The organism is Rhizobium sp. WYCCWR 11152 (genome assembly GCF_013087615.1).
GTDB classification, from domain to species: domain Bacteria; phylum Pseudomonadota; class Alphaproteobacteria; order Rhizobiales; family Rhizobiaceae; genus Rhizobium; species Rhizobium indicum.
In genome coordinates this window covers 135689-158216 of sequence record NZ_JABFCP010000012.1, presented here as the reverse complement: position 1 = coordinate 158216, position 22528 = coordinate 135689, and the positions used below count along the sequence as shown (strand labels likewise).

At 60.0% G+C, this 22528-nt stretch carries 23 protein-coding genes and 3 pseudogenes; 12 read left to right on the top strand and 14 right to left on the bottom strand.

Translation table 11 applies throughout. The annotated features are described in order from the left end of the window. Positions 1 to 100: 100 nt before the first annotated feature. On the bottom strand, positions 101 to 1075 hold the full coding sequence (locus tag G9X67_RS26210) for a substrate-binding domain-containing protein (protein WP_138334724.1): 975 nt from the start codon (positions 1073 to 1075) through the stop codon (positions 101 to 103). Positions 1076 to 1238: 163 nt separating this feature from the next. Here G9X67_RS26210 and G9X67_RS26205 point away from each other — a divergent pair, with 163 nt between their 5' ends. Then, positions 1239 to 2276, top strand: a complete 1038-nt coding sequence (locus tag G9X67_RS26205) for a LacI family DNA-binding transcriptional regulator (RefSeq protein WP_171600096.1) — start codon at positions 1239 to 1241, stop codon at positions 2274 to 2276. 84 nt (positions 2277 to 2360) lie between these two features. Here the strand turns inward: G9X67_RS26205 and G9X67_RS26200 are convergent, their stop codons facing one another. The 6 genes from G9X67_RS26200 to G9X67_RS26175 form a co-directional block, all read right to left on the bottom strand. Further along, positions 2361 to 3035, bottom strand: a complete 675-nt coding sequence (locus G9X67_RS26200) for a 4-carboxy-4-hydroxy-2-oxoadipate aldolase/oxaloacetate decarboxylase (protein WP_171600029.1) — start codon at positions 3033 to 3035, stop codon at positions 2361 to 2363. Positions 3036 to 3119: 84 nt separating this feature from the next. Next, positions 3120 to 3956 carry an ABC transporter substrate-binding protein gene (locus tag G9X67_RS26195; protein ID WP_047620532.1) on the bottom strand — a complete coding sequence of 279 codons (837 nt, stop codon included), beginning with the start codon at positions 3954 to 3956 and terminating at the stop codon, positions 3120 to 3122. A 31-nt stretch (positions 3957 to 3987) separates the two neighbouring features. Then, on the bottom strand, positions 3988 to 4752 hold the full coding sequence (locus tag G9X67_RS26190; RefSeq protein ID WP_138334725.1) for an amino acid ABC transporter ATP-binding protein: 765 nt from the start codon (positions 4750 to 4752) through the stop codon (positions 3988 to 3990). Then, the gene (locus G9X67_RS26185; RefSeq protein WP_138334726.1) at positions 4749 to 5507 is read right to left on the bottom strand and encodes an amino acid ABC transporter permease; all 759 of its coding nucleotides are present in this window, start codon (positions 5505 to 5507) and stop codon (positions 4749 to 4751) included. Before G9X67_RS26185 ends, G9X67_RS26190 begins: the two co-directional genes overlap by 4 nt. Further along, positions 5504 to 6211: an ABC transporter permease subunit gene (locus tag G9X67_RS26180; RefSeq protein ID WP_171600028.1), complete on the bottom strand. Its 708-nt coding sequence runs from the start codon at positions 6209 to 6211 to the stop codon at positions 5504 to 5506. The genes G9X67_RS26185 and G9X67_RS26180 overlap by 4 nt, the downstream gene beginning before the upstream one ends. Beyond that, positions 6208 to 6987, bottom strand: a complete 780-nt coding sequence (locus tag G9X67_RS26175) for an SDR family oxidoreductase (RefSeq protein ID WP_171600027.1) — start codon at positions 6985 to 6987, stop codon at positions 6208 to 6210. The genes G9X67_RS26180 and G9X67_RS26175 overlap by 4 nt, the downstream gene beginning before the upstream one ends. Before the next feature lie 246 nt (positions 6988 to 7233). Here G9X67_RS26175 and nac point away from each other — a divergent pair, with 246 nt between their 5' ends. The 3 genes and pseudogenes from nac to G9X67_RS26160 all read left to right on the top strand — a co-directional run. Beyond that, positions 7234 to 8139, top strand: a complete 906-nt coding sequence (nac, locus tag G9X67_RS26170) for a nitrogen assimilation transcriptional regulator NAC (RefSeq protein ID WP_171600026.1) — start codon at positions 7234 to 7236, stop codon at positions 8137 to 8139. Beyond that, positions 8139 to 8252: pseudogene (locus G9X67_RS26165) on the top strand (SDR family oxidoreductase); the annotation flags it as partial. The gene nac and the pseudogene G9X67_RS26165, both read left to right, overlap by 1 nt. Positions 8253 to 8417: 165 nt before the next feature. Further along, a pseudogene (locus tag G9X67_RS26160) lies at positions 8418 to 8642 on the top strand (LLM class flavin-dependent oxidoreductase); the annotation flags it as partial. Positions 8643 to 8855: 213 nt separating this feature from the next. On the opposite strand, the gene G9X67_RS26155 reads toward G9X67_RS26160, so the two are convergent. From G9X67_RS26155 to G9X67_RS26140, 4 genes and pseudogenes are all read right to left on the bottom strand, one after another. Beyond that, the gene (locus tag G9X67_RS26155) at positions 8856 to 9845 is read right to left on the bottom strand and encodes a zinc-dependent alcohol dehydrogenase family protein (protein WP_171600023.1); all 990 of its coding nucleotides are present in this window, start codon (positions 9843 to 9845) and stop codon (positions 8856 to 8858) included. A 61-nt stretch (positions 9846 to 9906) separates the two neighbouring features. Beyond that, a complete protein-coding gene (locus G9X67_RS26150) occupies positions 9907 to 10209 on the bottom strand; it encodes a metalloregulator ArsR/SmtB family transcription factor (RefSeq protein ID WP_171600022.1) in 303 nt (100 codons plus the stop codon). 125 nt (positions 10210 to 10334) lie between these two features. Further along, positions 10335 to 10822, bottom strand: a pseudogene (locus tag G9X67_RS26145) (substrate binding domain-containing protein); the annotation flags it as partial. Positions 10823 to 10854: 32 nt separating this feature from the next. Beyond that, entirely contained in the window at positions 10855 to 11736 is an 882-nt protein-coding gene (locus tag G9X67_RS26140; RefSeq protein ID WP_171600095.1) for an AraC family transcriptional regulator, read from the bottom strand. A gap of 178 nt (positions 11737 to 11914) precedes the next feature. On the opposite strand from G9X67_RS26140, the gene G9X67_RS26135 reads away from it, so the two are divergent. Then, positions 11915 to 12655 (top strand): SDR family oxidoreductase, encoded by a 741-nt coding sequence (locus G9X67_RS26135; RefSeq protein WP_171600021.1) that lies wholly within the window; start codon positions 11915 to 11917, stop codon positions 12653 to 12655. Between the two features lie 307 nt (positions 12656 to 12962). Here the strand turns inward: G9X67_RS26135 and G9X67_RS26130 are convergent, their stop codons facing one another. Continuing rightward, a complete protein-coding gene (locus G9X67_RS26130) occupies positions 12963 to 13847 on the bottom strand; it encodes a LysR family transcriptional regulator (RefSeq protein WP_171600020.1) in 885 nt (294 codons plus the stop codon). A gap of 158 nt (positions 13848 to 14005) precedes the next feature. Here G9X67_RS26130 and G9X67_RS26125 point away from each other — a divergent pair, with 158 nt between their 5' ends. The 7 genes from G9X67_RS26125 (at position 14006) to G9X67_RS35125 (ending at position 20238) form a co-directional block, all read left to right on the top strand. Continuing rightward, positions 14006 to 14665, top strand: a complete 660-nt coding sequence (locus G9X67_RS26125; protein ID WP_171600019.1) for a hydrolase — start codon at positions 14006 to 14008, stop codon at positions 14663 to 14665. Between the two features lie 172 nt (positions 14666 to 14837). After that, positions 14838 to 15869: an LLM class flavin-dependent oxidoreductase gene (locus G9X67_RS26120; RefSeq protein ID WP_171600018.1), complete on the top strand. Its 1032-nt coding sequence runs from the start codon at positions 14838 to 14840 to the stop codon at positions 15867 to 15869. A gap of 39 nt (positions 15870 to 15908) precedes the next feature. Then, a complete protein-coding gene (locus tag G9X67_RS26115) occupies positions 15909 to 16799 on the top strand; it encodes a LysR family transcriptional regulator (RefSeq protein ID WP_171600017.1) in 891 nt (296 codons plus the stop codon). A gap of 166 nt (positions 16800 to 16965) precedes the next feature. Beyond that, complete coding sequence (locus tag G9X67_RS26110) at positions 16966 to 17901, top strand: pirin family protein (RefSeq protein WP_171600016.1); 936 nt, start codon at positions 16966 to 16968, stop codon at positions 17899 to 17901. Positions 17902 to 17990: 89 nt separating this feature from the next. Beyond that, positions 17991 to 19241, top strand: a complete 1251-nt coding sequence (locus G9X67_RS26105; protein ID WP_171600094.1) for a DUF5996 family protein — start codon at positions 17991 to 17993, stop codon at positions 19239 to 19241. Positions 19242 to 19284: 43 nt separating this feature from the next. Next, positions 19285 to 19848, top strand: coding sequence for a hypothetical protein (locus G9X67_RS26100; protein ID WP_171600015.1), 564 nt, complete (start codon positions 19285 to 19287; stop codon positions 19846 to 19848). Positions 19849 to 19896: 48 nt separating this feature from the next. Beyond that, positions 19897 to 20238, top strand: coding sequence for a hypothetical protein (locus G9X67_RS35125; RefSeq protein WP_171600014.1), 342 nt, complete (start codon positions 19897 to 19899; stop codon positions 20236 to 20238). 242 nt (positions 20239 to 20480) lie between these two features. Here G9X67_RS35125 and G9X67_RS26090 read toward each other — a convergent pair whose 3' ends face one another. Beyond that, complete coding sequence (locus G9X67_RS26090; RefSeq protein WP_171600013.1) at positions 20481 to 21683, bottom strand: pyridoxal phosphate-dependent aminotransferase; 1203 nt, start codon at positions 21681 to 21683, stop codon at positions 20481 to 20483. A 61-nt stretch (positions 21684 to 21744) separates the two neighbouring features. After that, positions 21745 to 22512, bottom strand: a complete 768-nt coding sequence (locus G9X67_RS26085) for a 5-oxoprolinase subunit PxpA (RefSeq protein WP_171600012.1) — start codon at positions 22510 to 22512, stop codon at positions 21745 to 21747. Positions 22513 to 22528 lie beyond the last annotated feature (16 nt).

Sequence of the window (22528 nt, the reverse complement as noted above, 5' to 3'; positions counted from 1 at the left end):
AGTTTGGGCGTGAATCTCCAGGCGCGCGGACGCGGTGGTCCGCACGCTCGATAAACTTCGACCCGCGGATATCCCGCGGGCCGGAGCCCGTTTCGAACGATCAGCGAGCGCCTTCCTTGACGCCGGCCAGGGTGGCGTCGATGTTCGACGCATCGACGATGCCCGGGCCTGTCAGCACCGGTGCGGTCGGCAGGTTGGTGCCGTAGTCGATATGCGCGGCGAGAAGCGAGACCCCCAGCAGCGACTGCAGGTAAGGTTGCTGGTCGATTGCAAAGGTCTGCGAACCATCCTTGATGCGGGCAAGCCCCGAGGCATTCAGGTCGAAGGTGCCATGCGCGACCTTGCCGCCCTTGTTCGCCTGAACGATCCCGCTTGCAGCCGCATCGGCGTCGGAAGCGCCGACATTGAGGACGCCGTCGATGGTGTCGTCCTGGAGCAGTGTCGCCTTGACGGCCTCGGCGATTGCCGTCTGATCGCCGAAGCTGGTCGCCGGCAATGGCAGCTGCTTGCCAGTGCCGCCCTTTCCGGTGATGCCGTCGATGACGCCCTTGCAACGGGCCTCCTGGTTTGCCGCACCCGGGAGCGTATTGACGCAAATGACATTTTTCGCACCCTTGGACGCGAAATATTCGCCGCCTGCCTTGCCGGCCGTGTATTCATCCGAGCCGACATAGTTGATCGCGCCAAGCTCACGAGCTTTGTCGATGCTGCCGGCATTCATGAGAATGACTTTGATGCCCGCGGCGACGGCAGCCTTGATGGCCTCGTCCTCGGCCTCGGGCACCCAGTCGGGCACCACGATGCCGGTCACGCCCTGGCTGATGGCCGTGCGGACGAGCTGGGCGGCGTCAGGCCCGAGATTGTCATAGGTCTGCAGCTGCAGATAGCTGACGGAGCCGCCGTTCTTCTCGACGACGAGCCGGGCGTCATCGACGCCTTTCTTGATACGGCTCCAGAATTCGTCATCGGTCTTGCCGCCGACGACAGCAATATTCGCTGCCATGACAGAAGAAGCGCCAAGAACGAAAACAGCGCCAGCCAGCAGCCCGCGTACGGCGCGCATTGAAAAACTCATGTGATTTCCTCCCAAAAAGGCGGTCGAGAGTAACAATTCCTCAAAGCAAGGCTCCCAACTCGCTGGAATATTTGTATCAACCGACCGCTGAAAATGGAATGCTTATTGCGTTTTGATGAAATTAATGTATCATTTCATTTCATCCAAAAATGGAATGAAATATATCATGAAGAGACCGACCATTGCCGATCTTGCCCAGGCGTCCGGCGTCAGCATCGCCACGGTCAACCGCATCCTCGGAGGTACCGGCGCAGTGCGTGCGGAAACGATCGAGAGGGTGCAAAATGCCGCGGAAGAGATTGGATTTTATGGCCGCGGCGTGATCGAGGACCGCCGGCAGCGGCTCCAGCCGAATTATCGTTTCGGCTTTCTTCTCCAGCAGTCGAGCCGTGAGCTCTACCGGCTGTTCGGCTCCAAGATCACGGAGGCGGCCGCGAGACGCCAGCACGAGAAAGTCGTGGCTGTGGTCGATTTCGTCGATGTCCTCGAGCCACAAAATATTGCCGATCGTCTCGAAGCGCTTGGCAAACGCTGTGATGCAGTTGCTGTCATTGCTGGCGACCACCCGTTGATCGGGCAGACCATCCAATCCCTCAAGGAGAGGGGAAAGCCTGTCGTTGCATACATAACCGATCAGTCCGCCCGGGATCGCGCCGGCTTCGTCGGCACCGACAACTGGAAACTCGGGCGGACCGCCGCATGGTTTCTGGCTCAGACCACGCCGATGCCGGGCCGGATCGCCGTCTTCATCGGCAATCATCGTTATCAGTGCCAAGATGTCTCCGATGCGAGCTTTCGATCCTATATGCGCGAGCATGCACCCCATCTTCAGGTGGATGACAGCAGACCGACACATGAGGAGCCGCAGGAAGCCTATCGGATCGTCAGCCAGCTGCTCTCCGAACTCGATGACCTCAGAGGCATTTTCATTGTCGGAGGGGGGATTTCCGGTGTGCTGCGCGCTCTTCGCGAAGCCCCTGTCGAAAAGCGAGATAAGGTCAGGGTCGTCTGCCGCGACATCGGCCCGGAAACGCGCAAGGGCTTGACGGAAGGCCTGATCATGGCGGCATTGTGCCATCCGCTCGATCAGATATCGGACGAATTGATCGCCACGATGATCGCCGCGCTGGAACACCGCGACAGCACAACCATCCTTCAGCGCGTGGTTCCCTTCGAAACGATTACGCCCGAAAGCGTTTGAACCGCCCGGTTTGCATAAGGCGGCTGGCCGAAAAGGCCAGCCGCCTTATAAAGTGGCAGGGCTGATAGCCATTGCGCTGTCGCGTCAGATGTCGACGACGAGGCCCTTGGCTTTCAGCACCGGTTCGAGATTGCTGACCTCGATGACCGATTTGCCCTGCTTATATGCCGCGATATAGCCGGCCTCGGCATCTTCGCGGGCCTGTGACAGCCTGGCGACTTCCTGCGCTTCCTGGCGGCGCACGATCACCAGGCCGTCGGCATCGCCGGCGATGATGTCGCCGGGATGAATGATTTCGCCGCCGACGATGATCGTGTCGTTCACCGCCGCGATGGTTTCCTTCACTGTCCCCTTGATGCAGACGCTGAGCGAGAAGACCGGAAAGCCAAGCTCCCTCAGTTGCAGCGTATCGCGCACACCGGTGTCGGTCACGAGACCGCCGATGCCCTTTGCCAGGCAGGCATTGGCGAGGACGTCCCCGAAGGATCCGGCCTCTTCGTATTCGCCCGCCGATACGACGATGATATCGCCCGGCTTTGCGTAATTGATGGCGAGTTGCAGCATGATGTTGTCACGCGGCGCGCACTTCACTGTGAAGGCCGGACCGCAGAGTGTCATGCGGTAGTCGACGGGCTTCAGACGGGAGGAAAGCGCTCCGCGGCGCCCTTGGGCTTCATGGATCGTCGCTGGCGAAAATTTGGAAACGGCGTCGATATCGGCTTTGCTTGGCCGTTCGGCAATATCTTTAATATGGATCATGGATGCCTCCCATTTTTGGCTGACGGCGGGCATGTCCCGCCGTCTGATTTCGTTTGGATATCGTCATCGGAAGACACCGAGGTCTTAAGGGATCGGGTCGAACTTCAGCTCCGAGAGCGATACGACCTTGTCGGTGCGCGTCATCTTGTATTCGGTATCCGGGCCGAGCCACTTGTCCCAGATCTTGTTAATCTCGCCCGATGTGTCGAGCTTGCGAAGGATCTCGTTGATCTTGGCGGTCAGCGCCGGCTGATCCTTGGCCATGCCGATGCCGATCGGCTGATACAGCATCGGCTCCTCGATCATCCGCATTGGCTTGCCCTTGCTCTTCGATTCATTGACGAACTTGGTCGTCGTCATGGTGTTGGCCACCATGCCGCGGGCCTTGCCCTGCTGAACGGCGAGATAGGCCGAGGCGGTATCCTGGAAGGTCAGCGGGTCGGATTTGTTGAGCTTGATCGACATCTCGGAGGTCGAACCCTTGGTCGAAGCGATGCGCTGGCCTGCGTAGTCGGCCTTCTTCTTGCCGGCATCGTCCGCCGGCACGATCAGCATTTCCTTGGCGAGATAATAGGGATCGCTGAACTGGATCTGCTCAGCACGGCTCAGAGTATAGGCAAGGTTGGCAACGGTGATGTCGACCCGGCCGAGCTTGACCTCGGGCACGCGCGCCTCGACCGAAACCGGCTTGATCTCAGCCTTGACGCCCAATTCCTTGGCGATCGCGCCGCAGAGGTCGACGTCGAAACCGGCCATTTCGCGGGTCTTCGGATCGGGTGATGCGAAGGGAGGAACGTCGGCGAACGTCGCGCAGCGCAGGGTTTTCGCCGAGATGATGTTGTCGAGCTGATCGGCTTTTGCGGGCACAGCGGCCGCCATGCCGGCAAATGCGACGGTGAGGGTTAGGCATTTCCAGTTCATTGCTGTTCTCCTTTGTTTTTGGTGGTTGGTATCAATGCCTGAGATCAGCGAGGAAACGCTGCGCCCGGGGATGGCGTGGATTGTTGAAGAATTCCTCGGGGGGCGCCATTTCGAGGATCTGGCCGGCATCGATGAACCAGACCCGATCCGCGACGTCGCGCGCGAAACCCATTTCGTGGGTGACGCAGAGCATGGTCATGCCTTCGGATGCCAGGCTCTTCATGACGGCCAGCACTTCGCCGACCATTTCAGGATCGAGCGCGCTGGTCGGCTCGTCGAACAGCATCACCGGCGGTTCCATGGCAAGGGCGCGGGCGATTGCCACCCGTTGCTGCTGGCCGCCCGAGAGTTGCCCGGGATAGGCCCGCGCCTTGTCGGCAAGGCCGACCCGATCGAGAAGCTTGAGGGCCTTGTCCTCTGCAACGTCAGGCGCCACGCCTTTCACCCGGATCGGCGACATCGAGACGTTTTCGACCACCGAAAGGTGCGGAAACAGGTTGAAGTTCTGAAATACGAAGCCGATCCGGCTGCGCAACGCGTTGAGTTCCTTCGCCCGCATGGCGGCGTGAATGTTTTGCCCGTCGAGCGTGATTGATCCGCTGTTGATCTCCTCGAGGCGATTGATTGTGCGGATCAGCGTCGATTTTCCCGAACCGGACGGCCCGCAGATGACCACGACTTCGCCGCGTGTCACCTGCGCATCGATGTCCTTCAGGACCGGATAGTCGCCGTAGCTCTTGCAGACTTGCGAAAGCCGGATCGTCTGCAATTCCTGTGCTGAAACTGACATGGTCATGGCTGCTCCGATATGATTTTCGATGGCGCGACCAAGGCGGCGGAAGGAAGGTTGGAAAGTCCCGCACGCCGCCGCGTGATGCTCCGCTCGAGGCGATTTGCGAAGTAGGTGAGCGTCCAGCAGATGGCGAAGTAGACGATCGCCAGAATGAGGAAGACCTGGAAAGGCTGCGTCAGGAGCTGGTTGTTGACCTGGCTTGCGGCAAAGGTCAGGTCCGGCACATTGATCACGTAGCCGAGCGTCGTGTCCTTGATCGTCGAGACGAAGGTGGAGATGATGCTGGGGATCATGTTGTAGAGTGCCTGCGGCAGGATGATGAAGCGCATCGCACCTAAATAGCCGTGACCAAGCGCACGTCCGGCGTCCATCTGGCCCGGTCCGAGCGCGACGATGCCGGCACGCACGACTTCGCTCAGAAATGCGCTCTGATAGACCACGAGCGTCGTCAGCATGGTGACGAAGCTCGGCACGTCGGCGCCGGTCAAGAGCGGAACCAGGAAATAGCTCCACAGGATGAGCATCAAGAGCGGCACGCCCCGGGTGAAATAGACGAGTGCGGTGACCGGCCAGCGCAGCAGCGGCGACTTGGAGAGCCGCGCCAATGCGAACAGGATGCTGACCGGAAAGGCGAGAGCGATGCTGAGCGCCGACAGGATCAGCGTGTTGGCGAGCCCGCCGAGCGGTCCGTTCGGATATTGGCCGATCAAGAGCAGAAGCCAGTAGTCTTGGACGATGGCGATCATGTCATGGATCATGCGCGCGCACTCCTGGCAGGATCGGTGCGCATCGACAGATAGGCGCCGATGCTCATGATCACGAGCGAGAAGAAAAGGTAGAGAACCGTGCCGATCAGGTAGATCTCGAAGGTCCGGAAACTGAGGTTCTCGATTTCCTTGACGGCATGGGTCAGTTCCGAGGCGCCGATGACGACGGCGAGACTGCTGTTCTTGAACAGGGAGACGCTATGATTGATGAGCGGCGGCAGGGCGTTGCGCACGCCCTGCGGCATGATGACGAAACGCATCGCCGAGATATAACCGTGGCCAAGCGCGCGGGCTGCCTGCATCTGGCCGGGGCTGACCGAGCGCACGCCGGAACGAAGATCTTCGCTGAAATAGGCCGCCTGGCAAAGCCCGAGCCCGATCACCGCGAAGATGGCCTCGGCATTATGGACGGCCAGCCATTCGGCTACTTCGCTTGGCATCAGGGTGAAAATCCCGAAGTACCACAGCATCAGCTGAACCAGGGTCGGGACGTTCCGGTGGTAAGAGACGTAAGCGGCAACTAACGGATCGCCGAAGCGAAAGGGCGACAAACGCAAGGCCAGCAGCAGAAGCGCCAGCGCCATCGCCATAGACCAGGAGCCGGCATAGATGATGAAGGTCATCTCGATGCCATGCAGCAGCATGGCGGTATATTCCGGATTTCCGAGAATTGCCGAAAGGTCGAAACCGCTCACGGGTTTGGCTCCCCGGATTGATCGGCCTTCGCCGCAGGTTGGGGCTTTGCCGTTTGCAGCCCGCCCATGACCTGCAGCGTCGGCGTGATCTCCATGTGCCCGATGTTGACGGCGATAGGGGCCGCTATGGCGAAGGCAATCGCATCGGCGATGTCGGTCGCCTGCGGCAGTTCGAAGCCGTCGATGAACCGTTCGCGGATGCTGGGGTCATCGCCGTGGACGTGATTGAAAATGTCAGTGGCGACCCGGCCGGGGCAGATTTCCGTGACCCGTACCCGCTTGCCGAAAGCGTCGATGCGCAGCTGGTTGGACAGCATGCTCACCCCGGCCTTGGTGGCGTGGTAGGACGAGTTGCCGCCGAAATTGTAGGCGCCGGCGATCGACGAGATGTTGATGACATGTCCGCGGTCGCGCGCCACCATGCCGGGCACCACCATGCGGCAGATGTGCAGGACCGCCCGGAGATTGACGTCGACGAGGAGATCGATATCGCCCTCGTCGGCTTCCAGGAACTTCTTCGGCCGGTCGACACCGGCATTGTTGACGAGAATATCGAACTCCACCCGACGCGTGAGCTCGGCCATGGCCTGACGGTCGGTCACGTCGATGACGTGGGCGATGCAGCCCGTCCGCGCGGCCAGCTGCTGCAGCGCTTCGGCACTGCGGGCAACGGCATGGACCTCGATGTTCTCCCGGCGGAGCCGCTCAACCACGGCAGCGCCGATACCGGAGGATGCGCCGGTCACCAGTGCGGTCTTGTAGTCGGAGAATGGCATTGTCGTTCCCTTGTTGTTGATTGAGACAGTAGCGAAGCTTAAACCCCTTGCCTAAGACCGATTATCTCTGGAGCAATAAGCAACGGTTATGGAGCCGGCGCAGGCTGCAGAAGAAGAGAAAGAGCTGATGCCGGGCATCAGCTTGCTGCGTCCGGGCCTGAGGAAAGCAGCGACGGCGTCGCGTTGCAAAAGCAATGCGTGTCTGCAAATGTAAGCCGCGCAGATCAGAACGGTACCCCGATCCTCATGGACATCAGACGCCTTAAATCTTTCATCGTGATCGTCGACAGCGGCAGCATCACGCGAGCGGCGGACCTTTTGCACATCGCCCAGCCGGCGCTCAGTCAGCAGCTTGCCGCACTGGAGGAGCATTTCGGCCATAAGCTGCTGATCCGCAGCCAGCAGGGCGTCAGCATGACCGATGCGGGACACGCGGTGTATCGCCATGCGCAGATTATCCTTCGGCAGATGGAGCAGGCGCAAGCGGATGCATCGGCAGCCGGCAATTCGCTTGCCGGGCGTGTGTCCGTTGGTCTGGTGCCGTTCAGCAGTGCCGCTACGCTGTCGGTCGACCTCCTGGCGGAGACCCGCAAACGACATCCCGGTATCCTGCTGCACCTCACCGAAAGCGTCGGCCAGACCTATAGCCAGATGATCATGAACGGCCGGCTGGAGATGGCGCTTCTCCATGGAACCGGACCGATCAAGGGTGTCCGGTTCGAGCCGATCCTCAGCGAAGAGTTTTTCCTTGTCGCGCATCGGGACTTTGCGATTGAAGCGGATGCGAAACCCGTTCCGGTCAATACTCTCGACGGAATACCGCTGCTGTTGCCGCCGGCCTATAATTTCGTCCGCCGCGCGGTCGATACCGCCTTCACCCGCACCCGCACCAATTTGAAAGTCGTGGCGGAAGTCGAAATCGTCCGGACGCTGGCCCGGGCGGTGGGCAGCGGCCTCGGCGCGACGATCATGCCGAAAGCCATCGCCGACCGCATCGTATCGGAATCGAGTGAGCCGCTGATCTGCCGGCTCGTCTCGCCGCGAATAGAAGAAACCCTGTCGCTGTGCGTTTCCGACCAGAATCCTCTATCAGAGCCGGCCCTCGCCGTCCGGGACATCCTTCTCGAGCTGACGGCGCGCTTGAAAAACTAATCGGGCGCTTTACGGACCCCCGCGAAGTTGCGGACGTTGTTGCATTTCCGGCAAGCCCCGACGCCAATATGATCACCGGCACCACCATTACGGTAGACGGCGGCGCAAATGCAGCGATGTGGCGACGGATCTTCGTCACCCTCCCGACCACGTATTATAACCGTATCGATTGATCGATTCCGACGTAGCGATGTTCGATCCCTATGAGCGTATTCGTCAGGTCCAGCCGAGCGCAGCCTGGTTCAAGACGCACCCGGCTACAACGCTAAGGACTTATCATGGACATCGGAGTACACAGTTTCGCCGCCATCTTCCCCGATTCCGCAACCGGTGCGCTTCCCTCCGCGGCCGACCGCATGGCCGGTCTCCTCGAAGAGATCGAAGTCGCCGATCGTGTCGGCCTCGATTTCTTCGGCATCGGCGAGCATCACCGGGTAGAGTTCCTTGATTCCGCGCCTGCGGTCATTCTGGCGGCCGCTGCGGTGCGCACCAGTCGGATCAGGCACCGGTCGCGAAGCATATGAGATTGGGGAGGTGAAGGAATGGCTGAAGCGAGCTTGGGACGGACGATCGGACCTGGCCGTTGTCGCAGTGCCTCTGTTTCGGCGGCTCGGCCTCGGCTCTGTCCTGGGCTACTTTGCTGCCGGTGTGCTTGTCGGTCCATCGGTGCTCGGACTGTTCACCGACGCCCTGTTCCTTTAGTGTGAGTTCAACGGTTAAAAGTCCGCACTTGCGAGATGAGCCGAAGGCCCGACTGCAATCGCGATTTTTCCTCGAACACCGTTGTTCGGGGTTTCAAGCCGCGCATGGGCGAGCGAGATGTCGGCAAGCGAATAGACGGCGCCAACGTGCGGCCGCAGCTGGCCACGCTCAACCAGTGTGCTCAGTTCATCAAGCTTGCCGCGGTTTTGTCTTGTGAAAACGAAGTGAATACTTGCGTTCTTGCCCCATGATTCAATGAGGTTCTGTGGCTGCGCGATGTCCACGATCGTGACAACGCGGCCAAGTTGTGCGAGCACGTCCGGGCTGCGGGACAACGTATCGCCACCGATGGTGTCAAACACGACGTCGACTCCGCGGCCACTCGTTTCCCGCATGATAGCAGCGACATAATCTTCCTTCCTGTAGTCGATGACGACGTCCGCGCCAACACTTCGTGCGAACTCGAAGTTATCTTCGCGTACGGTCGTGAACACCTTCGCCCCTATGGCTTTCGCGACTTGGATCCCCACATGACCGACCCCTCCCGCGCCGCCGTGGATCAGAATGCTTTCCCCCACTCTTAACGCCGCACGCGAGACCAGGGCCTCCCACGCCGTCCCACCAACCAAGGTCAGACTTGCCGCCTCAAGATGACTCAGCGAGGGAGGCTTCTTCCCGATAATGCTTTCGGCAGCAACGTGGTATTCGGCATAACTTCCTGGCCCGTCAAATATTTGCGGGGTGTACCAGACTTCATCTCCTGGAGAGAACATCGTCACGCCTGGTCCGACTGCTTCGACAACCCCGGATACGTCATGACCAGTAATGGCCGGCAATGGTACCAAGTCGCGATAGTCGCCGCGCCGAACTTGGAAATCCAGTGGGTTGATCGACGTGGCATGCACGCGCACCAGGACTTGTCCCGCATGCGGAACAGGCTTTGGCACGTCGCAAAGCTCGAACGATTCCGGGCCACCAAAAGATTTAAGTGTCATCGCTTTCATTGTGGATCCTCGTTTCGGCAAAAAGAAATATCGAGAAATCTCGATATATCAGGATAAAAGATCACAGTTCTTTCCCTATGATCTCGGCAAAAGCACTGATAGTCACTTCGTTCCGCTTGTAGTAAGTCCATTGACCGATGCGTCTGACTTCTATCAGGCCAGCCCGCTGCAGCGTTGCAAGGTAATCTGACACCGTTGACTGCGACAGTCCGACGCCTTCTTGAATGCTACTGACGCAAACCCCCACTGTATGAACGTCACCTTCATCCTGCGGAGGGAAGTTCTCCACAGGATCCTTCAAACCCTGCACGATTTCAAGACGGGTGCGATTTGAGAGAGCTTTGAATATTTCGAGCAAATCCATACCGCATATATATCGGGATTTAGCGATATGTCAATACAGTGAATTGCAGCCGGGTCTGCAGCTTGAGTGACGGCATCTAAGGACTTTTCAGCGAGCCGGTCGACGTTGAAATGTTGACGCTAACCTTACTCCGATCGTTCGTCTTCCTTGTCGATGTTCGCTGCCCTCGTTAACAGGCGGTTTAAAAACCGTTCGATGAGGATCTCAGTGAGGATTTTCACTTTCGAGAGGGATACTGGCCGGGCGGCCGCACGACGAAGATGCGGGCTGGAGGAATCGGATGACGCGTCATGATTGGAATCAGTGCGCCCGAATAAATATGATCCGCGACGAGCGGTTCTGGCAGATAGGCGACCCCGATCCCATCCAGAGCGGCCGCTACGAGCGATATTCCGTTATCAGCCTCGAAGCGTCCCTGGGGACGCACCGTGACAATCTTGTCGCCATCCATGAGTTGCCACGTCTCGGCGTCCCGCATAACGACTTGGTGATTTACAATCTCGTCCGGTGTTCCGGGAGCGCCTTGAGCCTTGATGTAGGCAGGACTCGCGACGAGCTTGCCGTAGATTGGTCCGACACGTCTTGCGATAAGGGCCGAGTCCTGCAGATGCCCTCATAGGTTCTCTGCGCGAAGCACGGCAGCATTCAGCGTTGCAAGTCGCCCAAGGGCGTACTGCCAAACATTCCCTTATACTCCCGGCTGAATTGCGATGGACTTGTATAGCCTACCTCATAGGCGACGCGAGAAACATTGGTGCTTCCCGAGGCAAGAAGCTTTCGGGCCTCAAGCAGCCGAATATGGCGTTGAAAGGCGAGCGGGCTAAACCCCGTGACGGCTTTGAAGTGCCTATGGAATGAGGTGACGCTCATGCCGGAAGACGCTGCCAGGTCGGCGATGTTAACCGGTTCGCTGTGGTTGGCGGCGAGCCAATCGGCTGCGGCCTTGAGTTGCTGAAAGCGGTTATTTCGCTGACTGACCTGGCGGAGCGTACCGCCCATCGCGCTCTGGAGCAGACGATAATAGAGCTCGAACTCGTAGTGGGGAGCGAGAGCGCCGATATCGTCAGGCGTGCCCAGCAGCCCGACCAGACGAGCGAAGGCGTCGCCAACCGGGCCGTCAAGATGGTCTGCCGCCACTGCGCATGTCCATCGATCATCGCGTTTGGGCATATTGAGCATGACGCGCGTCAGCAGGTCGGTATCAAGATGAAGGCTGATACCGACATAGGGCAGGTCGGGCTTCGCACCGGTCAATTGATGGATATAGGGCAGCCCGAAAGAAGATGTCGCGCAGGAACCTGCCAGCAGTTCGAAGCGATTGGCACCCATGATCAGGACCTTGGTACCTCGCAGGACGGCATAGAACATGGGTTCGAACACTGCCGGGGTAGGGAGTGTGGCCTTCGTACTCGTCCAGAGCGTCAAGCGGGGAATGGGAGTGGGAAGGCCAACAGTTCCCCTGTGCCCGGCAACGAATGGAGCTGCGTCGTCGAGAAGGCGGGTGGTCAGTGTTACAGGATCGTTCATCACTTCAGCATGTAGTGATTTGGAAGGATCAGGCAAGTCTCTGGGAAGATCGGGAATGGTACCGGCGTTGTTTCTTCCTATTTTCAGGCTCAACGGATGAAGCTTTGATCGCCGCTGCAAAGAGGAATTCGCCTCGAACCCGCGCGTCAAGGCGACAGGACACAGGAAGGTTTTGACTATGCAGGAACTGGCTGGGAAGAATGCCCTCGTTACGGGTGGCTCGCGCGGTATCGGCGCGGCAATTGCTCGCGCACTTTCCGACAAGGGTGCGAATATCGCCGTGACCTATGAGCGGTCTGCGGACGCTGCGGCGCAACTTGTCCGGGCCATCGAAGCGCAGGGGCGCAAGGCTGTCGCGATCCAGGCCGACAGTGCCGATCCAGGGGCGATACAGCGATCCGTGGACCAAGCCGCCCGCGCTCTGGGCGGTCTCGACATCCTCGTCAACAATGCTGCCATCGGGCGATACAACAATATCGCCGATTTCACGGTCGAGGATATCGACGCGCTGTATGCCGTCAACATACGTGGGCCGGTGCTTGCTTCGAAGGCGGCCATTCCCCATCTCAAGACAGGCAGCCGTATCATAACCATCGGATCGGCGGGAGCGGATCGTATCGCTGGCGTCCCCGGCACGGTCTATTATATGACCAAAGGCGCGCTCCAGGCATTCAATCGCGGCCTGGCGCGCGAACTCGGCCCTCGAGACATAACGGTCAATCTCGTTCAACCGGGATCGACAAATACCGACTCAAATCCGGAGACAGGCGAATCTGCCGATTATCAGCGCAGCCTCAGCGCTCTTGGCCGCTTTAACCAGCCGGAGGATGTCGCGGCTGCGGTCGCCTTCCTGGCGACACCTGCCGCCCGGCAGATCACCGGTACGATCCTCAACGTGGACGGCGGCGCGCTCGCATAGAGGTGTGGCGAGCGTTGGCGTTCCGCCTTTTGCGCCAGTGTTTGGCCGATGCGGAGACTATCAAAGCCAAATCCGCAACGATACCAAGCACGGTGAAAAGAATTGTTTGGCGGGGTGAGGCCTATGATCGGCGCTCGACGCCGCCGCAGCAATCCCCCTGGGCCGTCGGCTATGCGGCAGCCGGGACCGAGGTATCGGTCGGCAAGAACGTGCGCACCCGCACGGTCGGGCAAAAAGTGGCGGCCTTCGATATGCAGGGGTCGCATGCGGAACTTACTGCTGGCCCGCAAAGCCATTACGGTGCGTGCTATCCGTTTGCCACGGGACCTTGCTCGAAGCACTCGATCAGCATTTCCGTCAGGACACGGACCTTGCGGGCAGGATGCTGTCCTGGCGGACGGATGACGTAAATGCCGGCGGGCGGAGGTGGATGGCGCGGCATCACGGGAACCAGCGCGCCGGAAGCGACATACTGATCGGTGATGCCGTCGGGGAGCCAGGCGATGCCAAGCCCTGCGACAGCCGCAGCGGTAAGGGCTATCGCGTTATCAGCCTTGAAGCGCCCTCGCGGATAAACCGTGACGATCCCGTCTCCATCCATCAATTGCCAGGCTTCCGTTCCCTGCATGAGCGCCTGATGGACGGCAATGTCCTCCGGCTTTCCGGGAGAACCATGCTCTTTGATATAGCCTGGACTCGCGACCAGCTTTCCGTAAATCGGTCCGACGCGTCTCGCGATCAGGTTCGAGTCCTGAAGATAGCCGACCCGGATCGCGCAGTCATATCCCTCCGTGACGAGATCGACGAAGCGGTCCGTATAGCAGGTCTGGATCTGAATCAGGGGGTGACGCCGCGCCATGTCCGCCAGCACCGGCGCGAAATGCGTTGGGCCGAAGGAGAGCGGTGCAGCAACGCGCAGACGGCCGCGAAGGTCCCCTGCGGGCAGGATGGTTTCCCTGGCCACGTCGATCTCCGCACAGACCCTGGCGGCAGAGTCCCGGAATGTCGTGCCGGCTTCCGTAAGAGATGCCCCGCGGGTCGTTCGCGCCAGAAGCTGGACACCCAGTTCGGCTTCAAGTCGGACGAGACGCCGGCTGACCATCGATTTGGAAATGCCGAGGCGGAGTGCCGCGGAGGTCACTCCGCCTGCATCGGCAACTTCCACAAAGGTCCGTAGATCTTCGATGTCCAATTCCGCGTTCCCCATTCTGCGACACAGCTTGCCATAGTTGAGCACTACCGCACCGGGGACGGGAGTGACAAGGTCCGTCCTGCAGGTAGCTGGCGCCCATCAGGCGCATGTGTCCTCGCAATTGAAATGCGATCACCACTTAAAGATAGGATGTATTCATGACCTTTCGTAACGGCCTTGCGTCGCTCCTTCGCCCCGAAGACTCCGTCGTCGTCCTGATCGACCACCAGCCTTACCAGCTCACCAATGTGAACAGCCATGATCCGCAGATGGTCGTCAACAACGCGACGGCTCTGGCAAAGGCTGCCAAAGTGTTCAATGTTCCCACCATCCTGACAAGCGTGATCGCCGAGCGCGGCGGTCTTATATTTCCGCATATCACGGACGTTTTCCCTGGCCAGGAGGTGATCGACCGTACGTTCATCAACACCTGGGAGGACAAGAAAGTGGTCGATGCCGTCAAGGCGACGGGTCGCAAGCAGTTGATCATCGCTGGCCTGTGGACTGAAGTCTGCGTCGCGATGCCGGTTATCCAGGCCCTTGGCGAAGGTTGGGATGTCACGGTCATCACCGATGCCTCCGGCGCCGTTTCCGTCGAGGCCCATCAGGTGGCCATCCAGCGCATGATCGCGGCCGGTGCAAACATGATGACGTGGCTGGCGCTGGCGGCCGAATGGCAACGCGACTGGGCACGGACCGAGACCGCGTTCGCGCTGAACGACGTGATCAAGTATCATGCCGCCGGCAGCGGCATCGCCTATGCGTGGGAACAGCAACTGCTCAACACGCCGGTGCCGAAGACGACAAGCGGTCACTGAGACTTGGGCGGGATGGCGGAGATTGCGACGTCGCGCGAATGCGGACAGTGTGCCGATCTTTGTCGTCCCTTTTCCAGACAAGCCGAAATATCTAAGCGCCTGCCATGGTTGTGCGTGTGATGAACGTCCGGCGCGTCGCCGACGTGGACCCAAAAATGTGCAAGGACCTTCTATGGAAATCGGCATCGACAGTTTTGCAGCCATCCTCCCCGACCCGACGACAGGCAGGCTCCCTTTGGCCACCACGCGTATGGCTGAACTCATCGAAGAGGTCGTCGTCGCGGATCGTGTCGGGCTCGATGTTTTCGGCATAGGCGAGCATCATCGCGGCGAGTTCCTCGACTCCGCTCCGACGGTCATTTTGGCCGCGGCGGCAGCCCGGACCGACCGGATCAGATTGACGAGTGCGGTAACGGTCCTGAGTGCCGCCGACCCCGTGCGGGTCTTTCAGGAATTCGCGACGCTCGACCTGATTTCCAAGGGCCGGGCGGAAATCGTCGTCGGCCGAGGTTCGTTCGTCGAGGCCTATCCGCTGTTCGGTCTGGACACAGGCGACTACGACGATCTATTCGCGGAAAAGCTCGATCTATTGCTCGCGCTTGGGGAAACGACGAATGTCACGTGGGAGGGGCGCTTCCGTCCGGCGCTCAAAGGGCAAGGTGTTTTCCCGCGTCCTCATCAGCCACAGATCCCGATATGGGTCGGTGTCGGCGGCACGCCGCAATCCTTCGCGCGTGCTGGCGCGCTCGGCCTTCCGCTGATGGTCGCCATCATCGGCGGGAGCTTCGAGCGTTTTCGTCCGCTTGTCGATCTCTATCGGGAAGCGGGCAAGCGCGCCGGACATAACCCAGACGTGCTCAAGGTCGGTGTCCATGCCATGGCCTTCGTCGGCGAGACCGACACAGCAGCCAGGGATGCGTTTTTCCCCGGTTGGGCGCATCTGACATCGAAGATCGGTCGCGAACGCGGCTGGTCGCCGCCGTCGCGCCAGCAGTTCGACGCCATGGCGGGTCCTGAGGGCGCCTTCCTGGTTGGCGCCCCGGAGACCGTCGCAGCCAAGATGCTGCAGGCCAGTGAAACACTGGGCGGCGTTTCGCGCATCACCTTCCAGATGAGTACCGCCTCTCTCGACACGGCAGCGATGAAGAGGTCGATCGAACTTCTCGGCACCGAAGTCGCGCCGATCGTCAGGGCCGCGCGATAGGCAGGGCGTCAGGCCGTATTGCAAAATGAGGAGCGCCGAATGAACATCGAGGATCTGCAGACATTTGTCGAAGTGGCCGATGCCGGGGGCGTATCTCCTGCGGCACGCAGACTGGGAATCTCGAAGTCGATGGTCAGTCGGCGCCTCATCCGCCTTGAGGCAGAACTCGGTATCCAGCTTCTTGCGCGGACCACACGTGGCGCTGGCCTCACGGAAGCAGGGGTCACGTTTCGTGAATATGCAGCAAGAACTTGTGCCGAAATCGACATCGCGCGCGAGACGATATTGCCGTCCGGAGACCTTCGCGGGCGCTTGCGGGTTGCCGTACCGCTGACGTCAGGCCCGGTGCACGCCGCGCCCGTGCTTGCGGAGATGGCACGACTGCACCCACAGCTTCAGATCCATGCCGACTACAGCGACCGTTTCGTAGATCTCATTGCGGACGGGTTCGATTGCGCGATCCGCGTCGGTGTCCTGCGCGACTCCAACCTGATTGCACGACGCGTTGGTCAGATCTACGGCAAGCTGGTGGCGAGCCCGGACTATATCAGAACGCATGGTTCACCTGATACGCCGGATGAAATCGCCGCTCATCAGGCATTGATAGGTGCCGAAACGTGGCGGTTCATGGATGGCGAGAAGACCATCACGGTTCAGCCGCAGGGTCGCTTCAGATCCGACAACGGGGCAGCGCTCGCGAGCGCTGCCGCGGCCAGCCTTGGCATTGCATGGCTCCCCGATTGCGTTACCCATGAATATATCGCAACCGGCGCGCTCGTTCCGATCATGCCCCGCTATCCGCTACCGGTGGGCGGCGTCCACGTGCTGCGGCCGCCCAGCCCGCATCCAGCCCGAAAAGTACGCATCCTCTCCGAGTTGTTGATCGAATCCTTCGAGAAAAATCGGGATCTGTGGGGTGTCGGGCGCTGATGGGTTCGACGGCGTGTTCCTCTGATTGCGACACAGCTCCCCGCGAAGCGTAGCTAGTCGTGAAAGCGGCCACGCCTTAGTGATCCCGCGTGAGATCCGCGGTGCCATAAGTGTCGGCTAGTCGTTCTAAAGAGACACATAATAGTCAATCGGAGAGGAGAAGCGCATGAGCTGGAATCCTGCAATCGAACCAGGTTGCCCTGACGAGGTCGGTATCGACGCGATCGAAACCCTTATCGTGCCGCGCGCCCATGACCTTGGCGGTTTCGAGGTTCGGCGCGCCTTGCCGGCGCCGAACCGGCAAATGGTAGGGCCCTTCATCTTCTTCGACCAGGCCGGGCCGGCCGAACTCCTGACCGGCCAGGGCATCGATGTCCGGCCCCATCCGCATATCGGTCTCGGGACGGTCACCTACCTCTATCGCGGTGACTTTCACCACCGCGATAGTACCGGGGCAGACCAGATCATACGCCCCGGCGAGTTGAACTGGATGGTTGCCGGCCGCGGGGTGTCCCATTCGGAGCGCACGACGGCAACCGCCCGAACCGGGCCGAACAGCTTGTTCGGAATCCAGACGTGGCTTGCTCTGCCGGAAAGCCACGAAGATGTGGAACCCACATTCGAGCACCACAGCAAAGAGGCGTTGCCGTTAATCGAGGATCACGGCGCTACTGTACGACTGATTCTCGGGAGCGCCTACGGCAAGACCGCGCCGGCAGCCATGCTCTCTGAGACATTCTACGCCGATGTTATGCTCGAAGCAGCAGCTCGCCTGCCGATGCCCGACAATCACGAGGACAGGGGCATCTATATCGTCGAAGGTTCGATATCGATCGCCGGCCAGGAGTTCGAGGCACCACAGATGATGGTGTTCCGCCCCGGCGACAAGATCACCGTCGCGGCGGGTGACAGAGGTGCAAGGCTGATGATCCTCGGCGGCGCGACGCTCTCCGGACCACGTTACATCTGGTGGAACTTTGTCGCTTCGTCAAAGGAGCGCATCGAAGAAGCCAAGGACGAATGGCGCGCAGAGAACTGGGGCAAGGGACGCTTCGATCTGCCCATCGATGACCGGGATGAGCATATCCCCCTTCCGGACTGACGGTGTGGTTCGGCGATTGCTGGCATACCTGATCGATCAACAACGGTATGCACGAACCGACCTTCGTTCGACAACATGGAGAAAGCGAAATGAGCGACAAATGGCCCCGCCTGGATTACCTCAGCTGGCGTGAGACATGTTCCGCCCTGCATCTTTACCTGCAGATCGTCGGCAAGTATCGGCTGGCTCATACGCCGTGGCTCAACCATTCCTGGAACGCGACCTTCTACGTAACGCCTTCCGGTCTGACATCCTCCCCGATCCCTGATGGTCCTGGGATCGAGATCCTGTTCGACTTTCATGATCATGCGGTCGTGGGTACCAGCGGCGACGGGCGCCGGGCGTCGTTTGAGCTAAGGGCGTCCACCGTCGCGGAATTCCATGCCAATTTCGTCCGTCTGATCTCCGGACTCGGCGGCAAGCCGGACTTCCACGGCCAACCAAATGAAGTACAGGAGCCTGTGCCGTTCGACGAGGACCACCGCGAACGGCCTTACGACCGTGATGCCGTTCGGAGCTTTCATCGAGCGTTGATGGCAATAGACGGGGTATTCAAGACGTTTCGGACTTCGTTTCTCGGAAAATCCAGCCCAGTTCACCTGTTCTGGGGAAGCTTCGATTTGGCCGTCACGCGGTTTTCCGGACGACGCGCGCCAACCCATCCCGGCGGCATTCCGGCACTGCCGGACCAAGTGGCGCAGGAAGCCTATGACCGCGAGGTTTCCTCGGCAGGCTTTTGGCCGGGCGGAGGTGGCATCGATTATCCCGCCTTCTACGCCTACGCTTACCCGGCGCCAAACGGATTTAGGAGCGCGCCAGTCCGGCCTGATACGGCGTTCTGGCATGAGGGCTTGTCCGAGTTCATCCTGCCCTATGATGCTGTGCAGTCAGCGGCCGATCCTGACGAAGCCCTGATGCAGTTTCTGGTCTCGACCTACGAAGCCGCCGCCGATCTGGGAGGGTGGGACCGCGAGCTGCTTGACTGCACGCATGGGCAGCGCGGTGCGGTTCGATTGCCTGACGCCAAGCTTGCGGAAAAGGCGGGCTCGTCGGTCATCGAGCAGGTTGAACGGGAGGATGGGGCGTCGAAGGGCCTTTACCGTATCGTCATCGATGGCGTCGAAGCAGAGATGACCTACAGTCGAGCTGGCAAGGAACTTATCATTATCGACCATACCGATGTTCCTGCCGCTTTGCGGGGGCGAAAGGTCGGTGAGCGCCTCGTACGCCAGGCAGTCGAGGATGCCCGACGCGATGGGGTCTCGATCATTCCCCTCTGCCCGTTCGCCAAAGCCCAAATCGAACGTCACCCGGAATGGCAGGATGTTCTTCGGAAGTGAATAACCTGCCAGCGCCGCGGCTGCACCAGCATTTGAGGATAGCATGGAGAAAGAAACCTACCGATTTCAGGAGGCAGATGACGCCCTGTTGGCCGCTGTCGATGAAGCAATTGAGCGCGCCGTTGAGACTGCAGGGCATGAACTTCAGTCGCTCGGTTTCGGCAGATCACCATATGATTACTTTGCGGACGCCGCACTCCGTCACCTGTTCCTGCGTCTGTGCGGCGCCAATCCGGAAACCAATACGGGAGGAGATCCCGAAACAGCATGGAAAATTCTCTATGCGGGGCGCAATGCCGCGCGTCATTGGGAGAGGGAGCGCGGCGGTCAACCAGCGCTTCGGAAGAAGAAGGAACGCCGGGAGGATACCGAGAAAGATGCGAGTGAACGCCAGCAACTGGCACTCTCCGCACAGAATTTCGCGTTGAGAACTGTTATTCGCGCATTAGTCGACCACGCGCGCGCCTCGGATCCACGGATCAACGACCGCCTACACGCGGCGATCGACGCTCGCCATGCGGGGCTTGGAAACGTATCCGACACCGACCGCGAGTTCACGCAGAAAGCAAAAAGCTATCTGTCGCTTCTCACCACCCCGCCAGAGTAGACGCAGTGGCTGCACAACCGGACACGTTCAAAGATTGCGGAGTTAGTAGTGACAGAAAATTGCCCTGTTCTTACACCGGCTGAAAGTCAGATCGCCGACGTCATTAAGCGTGCAGACAGGACGTTGGCTTCTGCGGTCTCTCTGGCTTTGGAAGAGGCGGCCAAACAGGTTGCCGAGGACATGCGAGCAATCGGTCAGGACGACGCCACGCCGGTTCTACAATATTTTGCAAGCGTCGTTCATCAGCGAATGTACTGCCTGATGTGCGTTGCAGACCCGGACACTTTTGAAGGAGGCAATCCGGATATCGCCTACCATGTCATCCGCAACAGTCAGAACATCGCCAAGCACTACTGGTCTGCGGATATCGAGCCCTACCCACCCAGGTAGTGGTGGGCTGTCTCATGGCAGCCCGGCGCAGGCTGTTCAAGGGGCGCTAGTTCGGGATGAGCAAGGCGGGCAATGATGAGCGAGGGACAAATTGAGCACCGAACTGCCGACGGAATAGCGCTGACGCTTTGAGCTCAAGTTTCATAAATAGGCGTTATGCCTCGAGGTCCGATTTATCAAGCACTTGACTCACCTGAGTAAGGCGTCGCCGGTTCAGATCCTTTCTAAAAGCTCGCTGCCGATCAGCGTATCTCCTTGCAGAACTGGGCTATGCGCGCGCATCCTTCGCCGAGTTTTTCCATGCTCGTCGCGTAGGAAATACGGAAGAATGGGCTCATTCCGTAAGCCGCTCCTTGCACGGTTGCGACATGATGCTCGTCGACGAGCGCCATGACGAAATCGACGTCGGTCTCGATCTTTCGCCCGCCCTTGCTGGTCTTGCCGATCAGCCCTGAGATATTCGGATAGATGTAGAAGGCGCCTTCGGGCCTATGGCAGCGCAGCCCTTCCACCTCAGACAATCTGTCGAGGACGAAGTCGCGTCTTTCCTTGTAGATCGCGGCACGCTCCTTCAAGAGATCTTGAGGACCGTCCAGGGCAGCGGTCGCCGCAGCCTGCGTCAGCGTCGCGATGCCGCCGCCATTCTGGCCGTTGACGTTGCTGACGGCAGAGATCAGCTCTTTCGGCCCGGCACAAAAGCCGAGCCGCCAGCCTGTCATAGCGTAAGCCTTGGAGACGCCGTTCATCGTCAGGACGCGATCATAGAGCCTGGGCTCGACTTCGGCGATCGTGCAGAACTGGAAGTCGTCATAGACCAGGTGTTCATAGATATCGTCGGTCATGATCCAGACATTGGGATGACGCAGCATGACCTCGGCGATGGCAGCCATCTCCGCCCGGGAGCAGGCTGCACCGGTCGGATTGTTCGGGAAATTCAGGAAGAGCCACTTGGTGCGCGGCGTGATCGCCGCCTCCAGATCCTCGGGACGCAGCTTGAAGCCGGTCTGCTCGTGGCAGGGGACGGCGACCGGGACGCCACCGGCGAATTTGACGATATCGGCATAGCTGACCCAGGAGGGCGTGGGAATGATGACCTCGTCGCCCGGATTGCAGGTTGCCAGCATGGCATTGAAGATCACCTGCTTGCCGCCCCCCGAGACGACGATCTGGCTGGCCTCATAGTCGAGATTGTTGTCCCGTTTGAACTTCCGGATGATGGCGGATTTAAGCGCCGGCGTTCCGTCCATCGGAGGATATTTCGTATCGCCTGCAAGAGCCGCCGCGTGAGCCGCCTCGATCGCATGCGCCGGAGTGGGGAAATCCGGCTCTCCAGACGAGAGGCTGACGACTTTAATCCCGTTGGCGGCCAGTTCCCTGGCGCGCTGGGTCATGGCGGCGGATGCGGATATGGAGACGTTTTTCAGGCGGTCAGCGATGACGGACATCGACATGGTCCTTCGATGGGAGATGGGAACGGGAGACCGCCCGCAGGCGATCGGGATTGTGTCAGTCGGCGAGTTCGGCGGCAGGAGCGAGCGTCGCGCCCGTGGCTTCGATCTCGCCGCGCACGATGCCGGCAAGCTCGAGGGCGCCGGGTGTGTCGCTGTGGACGAGAATGGAGCGGGCCGGCATCGCGATCACGGCTCCGTCGATTGTCTCGACGGTTCCTTCGAGGAGGAATTGTCTCACACGCGCACGCACCGCTGCTTCGTCCTTGATGACGGCGCCAGGCAGCCCGCGCGCGACGAGTTTTCCGCCAGCGTCATAGGCCCGGTCGGCAAGGAAAAGCGCTAGCGTCTTCAAACGCGCGCGTTTGGCCGCCTGTTGAATCTCGCTGCCATGGGTGACGAAGACCACGAGACCGGCATCGACGGTAGCGATCGCATCCATCATCAGGTCGGCCAGCACAGGATCACGATTGACCATATTGCCCATGGCCGCATGGAAGCTGATATGGGAGACAGGGACACCCTCGGCTTTGGCGATCGCCATCAATGCGCCGAGCTGATAGAGCATCTGCTGGCGAAGCTCGTCTGCCGGAAACGCTATTTCGCGCCGGCCGAAGCCGAGCCGATCAGGCAAACCGGGATGCGCGCCGATGCCGACGCCGTTCAGTTTCGCAAGCCGGACCATGCGCCCCATCGTATCCGGGTCACCGCCATGGAAACCGCAGGCGATGTTGGCCGACGAGACGAGTTTCATCATCGCTTCGTCGTCGCACAGCCGGTAGGGACCGAATCCTTCGCCCATGTCGGAATTCAGATCGATCTTCATCAGTTCCTCCTTTTGT

Excerpts from the sequence above, each read along its gene's own strand:
- G9X67_RS26210 (WP_138334724.1), bottom strand. The coding sequence starts at position 1,075 with ATGAGTTTTTCAATGCGCGCCGTACGCGGGCTGCTGGCTGGCGCTGTT.
- G9X67_RS26200 (WP_171600029.1), bottom strand. The coding sequence starts at position 3,035 with ATGATCCATATTAAAGATATTGCCGAACGGCCAAGCAAAGCCGATATC.
- G9X67_RS26195 (WP_047620532.1), bottom strand. The coding sequence starts at position 3,956 with ATGAACTGGAAATGCCTAACCCTCACCGTCGCATTTGCCGGCATGGCG.
- G9X67_RS26190 (WP_138334725.1), bottom strand. The coding sequence starts at position 4,752 with ATGACCATGTCAGTTTCAGCACAGGAATTGCAGACGATCCGGCTTTCG.
- G9X67_RS26185 (WP_138334726.1), bottom strand. The coding sequence starts at position 5,507 with ATGATCCATGACATGATCGCCATCGTCCAAGACTACTGGCTTCTGCTC.
- G9X67_RS26175 (WP_171600027.1), bottom strand. The coding sequence starts at position 6,987 with ATGCCATTCTCCGACTACAAGACCGCACTGGTGACCGGCGCATCCTCC.
- nac (WP_171600026.1), top strand. The coding sequence starts at position 7,234 with ATGGACATCAGACGCCTTAAATCTTTCATCGTGATCGTCGACAGCGGC.
- G9X67_RS26155 (WP_171600023.1), bottom strand. The coding sequence starts at position 9,845 with ATGAAAGCGATGACACTTAAATCTTTTGGTGGCCCGGAATCGTTCGAG.
- G9X67_RS26150 (WP_171600022.1), bottom strand. The coding sequence starts at position 10,209 with ATGGATTTGCTCGAAATATTCAAAGCTCTCTCAAATCGCACCCGTCTT.
- G9X67_RS26140 (WP_171600095.1), bottom strand. The coding sequence starts at position 11,736 with ATGAACGATCCTGTAACACTGACCACCCGCCTTCTCGACGACGCAGCT.
- G9X67_RS26135 (WP_171600021.1), top strand. The coding sequence starts at position 11,915 with ATGCAGGAACTGGCTGGGAAGAATGCCCTCGTTACGGGTGGCTCGCGC.
- G9X67_RS26125 (WP_171600019.1), top strand. The coding sequence starts at position 14,006 with ATGACCTTTCGTAACGGCCTTGCGTCGCTCCTTCGCCCCGAAGACTCC.
- G9X67_RS26120 (WP_171600018.1), top strand. The coding sequence starts at position 14,838 with ATGGAAATCGGCATCGACAGTTTTGCAGCCATCCTCCCCGACCCGACG.
- G9X67_RS26115 (WP_171600017.1), top strand. The coding sequence starts at position 15,909 with ATGAACATCGAGGATCTGCAGACATTTGTCGAAGTGGCCGATGCCGGG.
- G9X67_RS26110 (WP_171600016.1), top strand. The coding sequence starts at position 16,966 with ATGAGCTGGAATCCTGCAATCGAACCAGGTTGCCCTGACGAGGTCGGT.
- G9X67_RS26105 (WP_171600094.1), top strand. The coding sequence starts at position 17,991 with ATGAGCGACAAATGGCCCCGCCTGGATTACCTCAGCTGGCGTGAGACA.
- G9X67_RS26100 (WP_171600015.1), top strand. The coding sequence starts at position 19,285 with ATGGAGAAAGAAACCTACCGATTTCAGGAGGCAGATGACGCCCTGTTG.
- G9X67_RS26090 (WP_171600013.1), bottom strand. The coding sequence starts at position 21,683 with ATGTCCGTCATCGCTGACCGCCTGAAAAACGTCTCCATATCCGCATCC.
- G9X67_RS26085 (WP_171600012.1), bottom strand. The coding sequence starts at position 22,512 with ATGAAGATCGATCTGAATTCCGACATGGGCGAAGGATTCGGTCCCTAC.